This window comes from Chroococcidiopsis cubana SAG 39.79, assembly GCF_003991895.1.
Lineage (GTDB): Bacteria > Cyanobacteriota > Cyanobacteriia > Cyanobacteriales > Chroococcidiopsidaceae > Chroococcidiopsis > Chroococcidiopsis thermalis.
In genome coordinates this window covers 1,394-7,069 of the sequence record NZ_RSCK01000168.1, presented here as the reverse complement: position 1 = coordinate 7,069, position 5,676 = coordinate 1,394, and the positions used below count along the sequence as shown (strand labels likewise).

Sequence of the window (5,676 nt, the reverse complement as noted above, 5' to 3'; positions counted from 1 at the left end):
AGACGCTTATTTCTCCATAAAAGTATTTGTTCCAGAATATCACTTTAAGCTTGGTATAAATTTAGATGCGTTTGCCCTGATCGATCTTCCGATTCCAGTTGGTTCTTTTTCTGAAATGACTCATGCGACTGAATTGGAAACTCAGATTGTCACTATGAGCACTCAAGGTATTGATGACCAGACTATTGCTCTGACACTGACTGCCCAAGGTTATCGCTCACCACTGTGCCAAACTCTCCTGCCCAGTACGGTCAAAACTTTGAGGCTCAAACATCACATTTTTCAGAATCGTAGCCAGTCTCATCCCCGTCACATTTCGGGTTACCTCACGGTTCCCCAAGTTGCTAAATCTTTGGAACTTTCACTGCACTGGATCTACGATCGCATTCATAAAGGAACGATCGCCATCAGCAAGGATAAATCAACTGGACTTTTTCTTTTCCCTGACGTTCCCGATACGCTCAAGCAATTCCAAAAACTCAAAGCTGGACTCATCTACAACTTGCATTTTTGATCGGAGTATCAAGATGTCTCATCAAAGCATTTGCTTATATCGGCATCTAAGACGAATTTCGCCTTATGTTTGATTGCCGAAAATATTGCCCCAATCGCATCGTGACATGAGCGCCCTGGTCGGAACCCGTATGAGTTAGGTTCAAATCGCGCTTCCCATTCTGGCTCTAACCCCAGTTTGACTAACGCTTGCAAGGCTCGGTCTTCCATTGTAGGGATGCCTAAAGGTCTTTTTTCCTCTGTACCTGGTTTGGGTATCCAAACTCGGCGCGTTGGCTTGACCTTTGAACCCAGAGCGATTTTATTTATCAATGTGAGACGTTGCTTTGGGGTTAGTGCTTTTACACCATCCACTCCAGCCGTCTTCTTCCCTTGATTATCCTGAGTTACCCGACGAACCGATAATGTTCTTGCTGACCAAGAACTTATCAACAGTTTTTGAAGTCTGCGGACTAACTTGACATCGCCACGATTAGACGCTTGGTAAATCCTCTTTTGCAGCTTAAAAACGTTACGCTCTAGCTTTCGCCAGTTAATATCGTTCCATTCATACATCGGACGTGATGCCGTGTTCATAACATATACACCGCTACTTGTAGCTTTACCATCCGTATTACCGTGAGTCTGTCGGCATATCCTCGCCATTACAGCGAGGCTTTAGCTTCTGACTCAATCTTTCCATCCCGCTACCTGGAAAACCAGACTTTGCGTCTTAGCTGACTGCTCGAAGTATTCGACCTCTTCGAGAGTAAACGGGTTGGTTACTTCGTTCCTCATAACCATTGGTTTGTTCCGTTAGGATGCCACCTCTTCACCGAGTTTTTGGGTAACGTAGGTATGCCGAATCAAATTCTCATACCACCCTGTACTAATGCCCTTTTGGGACTCCCAGCGCAAAAAGCCTTATTTCGCTGGTTCGCTGTAACGGTGATTCAGGCAGTGACTTAGCTTTCGCTATCCATAGGAACTTGCTCACGGGACACCACTTTAGGCTAGTAGCTCTTTCCGCATTTCATCCCCGCTTCAGGCTTTGATGGCTAGTCTCAAACCTGGGGGAAGTGCTTACACTCCTACGTCTGGAGGACAGGACTTGACGTTTTCTAGGATACTAGCGTTCACCTGTAAGGTTATGAAGTTGTCATCTGTTGGGGATTTAAGTGCGAACTCAATCCCGAAGAATTACCCAACAGAAGCTAGTCGTCCTCCGATATCTCGGTTTAGACTAAACGAATCGCACTTGGTGGCAGCATTGTAGTCTCTGAAAGGAGCTGCATCCTCGCCAAAAATCACATCCTTAACCCAATGTAAGCGATTTTCAATCCCCCAATGCCAACGAATCGCTTGTGCAAATTCCAACGCCGAGGTGAACAGTGAGCTAATGTAGTAATTAGTTTGCTGGTAGGGTTTTCCGTGACGGCTACCGATGCGCTCAACAGAGATTAGACTTTGCAGTCCTACCCAATCGAGGTCGATGACAGTGACATCAGTGAAGACCCTGACAATTCGACAGGTAATTCGCCCCCGATTTTTCTCCACATCGACGAACCGCTCTTGGGGTTGAGTACGTTGGGATAGAGTTTCAAGCTGTGCTAACAGTTGGGGTTGATTACCTTTGACAGTGATGACATAGTCATTGCCACCCTTAGGATGCTAGAAATAATAAACTGAACAGTTGTGGAAGAAATTACTGAACAGTTGTGGAAGAAATTAAGGTAAGATTTTGTAGTTCCACTCAGCATGAAAGCTATCTCGCTCGATCTTGAGTTGATTGAATTGTTCATCGCTGATTTCAATACCAATAGGATATTGACCTTCATCTATTGGGCCATGACTTTAAGTCCTGTTGTAGTAGTATTGGTAATCAAGTTGACGACAACTGCTCGACTGATTAATGGTCGGCTGCGCCAATTGCGTGTGATTTGACAAAATAGACTATGTTCGATCTTGTTCCATTTGCTTGTTCCAGGTGGGAAGTGGCAGATTTTAATGGTGAGACCGAGCTTGAGTTGCTAATTGCTGAAGTTCCCATTTCCACAAGCGTGCTCGATAGCTATTGCTGCCACCACAATCGGCGGTAATCAACAGCTCGGTCGCTTGAGGGTAGAGGGCTTGCCCCATCTGAAACCATTACTGCCGAATCGCCGCAACAGCCAACTGTGCCGTGTCGTGGTCAACACCAACTGTGACCCACCCCTGGTTATGGTACAAATCGTAGACCCCGTAAGGAATTACTTTGCCTAATTCTCGATCGGCAAAGTCATGCATCTTCACTGGTGCGGGCTGTCCTGCTGGTTGCCACTCTTGTCCTACATTTTTGTACTCCCCAATCAATTCCTTCTTTTTTGCATCTACTGAGATTACTGGTTGCTGGCGCTGCTGGAACTGTTGTACCACTTGCGATATATATTGAAACTGAGTATCTCTATCTGGATGGTGCTTACCGCGACTCAGTTTTGCGATTTGATTGTAAGCTGTAACCCAATTCCCGCAGCAAATTACAGACTGTGCGTTGGCTGATTGTATGTCACAAGCGCTTGCAGTTGTTTGGCGAGCTTTGGTGTACTCTTGGTCGTCCAACGTAACGGCGACTGGGGGTCGCCACGGGTCACAGGGTCTACGAGTGATTCCAGCTCTTCAAACAAGGTTGGATCTTTGTCGCTTAATCGCTTGCGTCCACCACCTAATTGACGCACAACTCCACAGTACTCCACTGGCAGCCTCTCCGACTCTGATTGCTGTACCTCGGCAATTCCAGCGTGAATGGTTGTACGGGATAAACCTGTGGCACGGGCGACACTCGTTATCCCGCCATGCCCCAAACTGATTGCTTCAACCGCTGCCCACATCCTTAAACTTGTCTCATTCAAGTACGGAACTAGTTGCTCGTATTTGGTTTGGATAGTTTCCTCTACTTTATGACTCAGCATTACGCCTAACCAAATATTTAGGTTGCTTTGAGCTTAGCACTCTCACCGCTAAAATAGTTCAATTTATTTTTTCTAGCTTCCTTAATAATCAATTCCGTAGTTTTTTTGAGCGTGCAACGCATCCAGAATAAACATTACCCCTTCAAGGTGCAACGCCTCAAAGCAATTTTCAATTGAATAGATTAAATTAGAAAAAGGAGAAGCGCCGCATAAACTAATAGATGAAGCCATACTCAAAAGATTTACGCCTGAAAATTATCGAAGCTAAGCACAAGAGAAATGAATCAATTGGACAACTGGCTGAGCGATTTGGGGTAAGCTACAGTTTTGTTAGTCGACTGTTAAAGCGTTATGAAGCAACAGCAAGTGTAGAACCAACACCTCATGGTGGAGGAAAGCCACCCTTGCTCAACTCTCAACAAATAGAGATCCTCAGCCAATTAGTAGAAGAAGATAACGATGCTACCTTACAACAGTTAAGTGTTCGGCTAGCTGAAAAAACTGGGATAAAAGTCAGCATTCCAACCATTTGCCGCCTTTTACAAAGATTGGAGTTAACTAGAAAAAAAAAGACTCTCCATGCTGATGAAGCCCAAAGCGAACGAGTACAAAAATTGCGGCGAGAATATTGGACAACAATTGGAGAAGTTTGCCTCAAAGATTTGGTTTTTATTGATGAGACTGGGGTCAATCTGGCTATGACTCGTCGCTATGCCAGAGCTAAAAAAGGCAAGCGAGCTTACAGTAACTCTCCTTATAATCGTGGTCATAATATCACGATGATTGGAGCAATTTCCACCTCATGTTTTCTCGCTCCTTTTACGTTTGAGGGATGGACAAATAAAGAGGCGTTTCTTACCTATGTGACGCAAGTGCTTGTTCCTGAACTGTGGGCAGGAGCTTGCGTAGTCATGGACAATTTGCCTGCCCACAAAGCTATAAAAGTTCGAGTAGCTATTGAATCTGTGGGAGCCAAAGTTAAATTTTTGTCTCCTTACTCTCCTGATTTTAATCCCATTGAGAATTGTTGGTTAAAACTCAAAGAATTTTTACGCTCTACTGATCCTCGGACTTATAAAGAACTTGATTCTTCTATTAGTGAAGCCATTAATTTAATCACAGACAAAGATATAATCGGCTGGTTTACCCACTGTTGTTATTATGTTCCACCCAATTGAAAACCGCTATGAGATAGCTAAAGTGATTGTGGGAATGGTGAGCATCCCTGAACCTTGGGTGCTAAGCTTGGATCGCACTCAGTGGCAGTTTGGGCAAACTACATTCAACATTCTGACTTTGGGCATCGTTCACGGCTGGGATGGCATTTCCCGTGCTATGGTGGATGCTCGACAAGAAAGGGAACTCCAACACCAACGAGCGCATTGAGCTGATGGAGGAAGTAACTGCTCTGTTTCCAGACCGTAAAATCGCCTATCTCACTGCTGACCGAGAGTTTCTCGGACATGATTGGTTTGGCTATCTGCTCAAACATTCTACCCTTCCCTTTCGGATTCGTATTCGTGCCAGTGATTGCTTGAGCAATGGACGACAAAGCTTGAAGGCAAGCGTTGTCTTTGCACACCTCAAACCCCAACAGACTCAGGTATTGCCCAAACGTCGTCGCTTGTGGGGCTACTGGTTGTACGTGGCTGCCCTACGGCTGGAGGATAACGAGCTATTGGTCGTAGTCACTCCCAATTCAGCCGCAACCGCGATCGCTGATTACGCAGCGCGGTGGGGCATTGAAATTAACCAGCCACAATGCATCGATAAAGACGAAATACTCCAGCTATCCTATCATTGGAATTGAGGGGTTGCTCAAACTAGTAGAAGTAGTCAGAAAATTGCAAGCAACCCAGGTATCAACAGATTCAGAAGGTGTTGTATGCCAAACCAACTTATCCCCCCCCGCCGATAAGCGAGACACTATCCTCACTTTGGATAAAGCTGCCACCACGCAATCGAAAGCGGTTGCTATATCTGCTGTGTCAGATGCTGGAGAAGCAGATGAAGTTAGCAATTCCAGCAAAGGAGCGTAGTGATGAACCAGGAATTTGAATTGCACAAATTGCGCTCGGAAAAAATTCTGTCCTATCACCAAGAAAAATTGGCAGTGGTTTACGTTCGACAGTCAACCCTGCAACAAGTACTCAATCATCAAGAGTCAACACAACTCCAGTATGGCTTAATCAATCGTGCGCAAGCTTTAGGTTGGAGTAAAGAAAGGGTGCTAGTA

Annotated in this window: 2 protein-coding genes and 6 pseudogenes; 5 read left to right on the top strand and 3 right to left on the bottom strand. The window is 45.2% G+C overall.

The window, feature by feature from the left end:
- Positions 1-514 (top strand): annotated as a pseudogene (locus tag DSM107010_RS35990) (hypothetical protein); the annotation flags it as partial.
- A gap of 20 nt (positions 515-534) precedes the next feature.
- On the opposite strand, the pseudogene DSM107010_RS35985 reads toward DSM107010_RS35990, so the two are convergent.
- The 3 pseudogenes from DSM107010_RS35985 to DSM107010_RS35975 form a co-directional block, all read right to left on the bottom strand.
- Positions 535-1,089 (bottom strand): annotated as a pseudogene (locus DSM107010_RS35985) (reverse transcriptase N-terminal domain-containing protein); the annotation flags it as partial.
- A 603-nt stretch (positions 1,090-1,692) separates the two neighbouring features.
- Positions 1,693-2,142: pseudogene (locus DSM107010_RS39120) on the bottom strand (ISAs1 family transposase); the annotation flags it as partial.
- 78 nt (positions 2,143-2,220) lie between these two features.
- Positions 2,221-3,440: pseudogene (locus DSM107010_RS35975) on the bottom strand (ISAzo13 family transposase).
- A gap of 221 nt (positions 3,441-3,661) precedes the next feature.
- Between DSM107010_RS35975 and DSM107010_RS35970 the strand changes: the two are divergent.
- The 4 genes and pseudogenes from DSM107010_RS35970 to DSM107010_RS40675 all read left to right on the top strand — a co-directional run.
- The gene (locus DSM107010_RS35970) at positions 3,662-4,618 is read left to right on the top strand and encodes an IS630 family transposase (protein WP_106170182.1); all 957 of its coding nucleotides are present in this window, start codon (positions 3,662-3,664) and stop codon (positions 4,616-4,618) included.
- 7 nt (positions 4,619-4,625) lie between these two features.
- A pseudogene (locus tag DSM107010_RS43425) lies at positions 4,626-5,187 on the top strand (transposase family protein); the annotation flags it as partial.
- A gap of 67 nt (positions 5,188-5,254) precedes the next feature.
- Positions 5,255-5,479, top strand: a complete 225-nt coding sequence (locus DSM107010_RS35955) for a hypothetical protein (RefSeq protein ID WP_127025269.1) — start codon at positions 5,255-5,257, stop codon at positions 5,477-5,479.
- Between the two features lie 2 nt (positions 5,480-5,481).
- Positions 5,482-5,676 (top strand): annotated as a pseudogene (locus DSM107010_RS40675) (recombinase family protein); the annotation flags it as partial.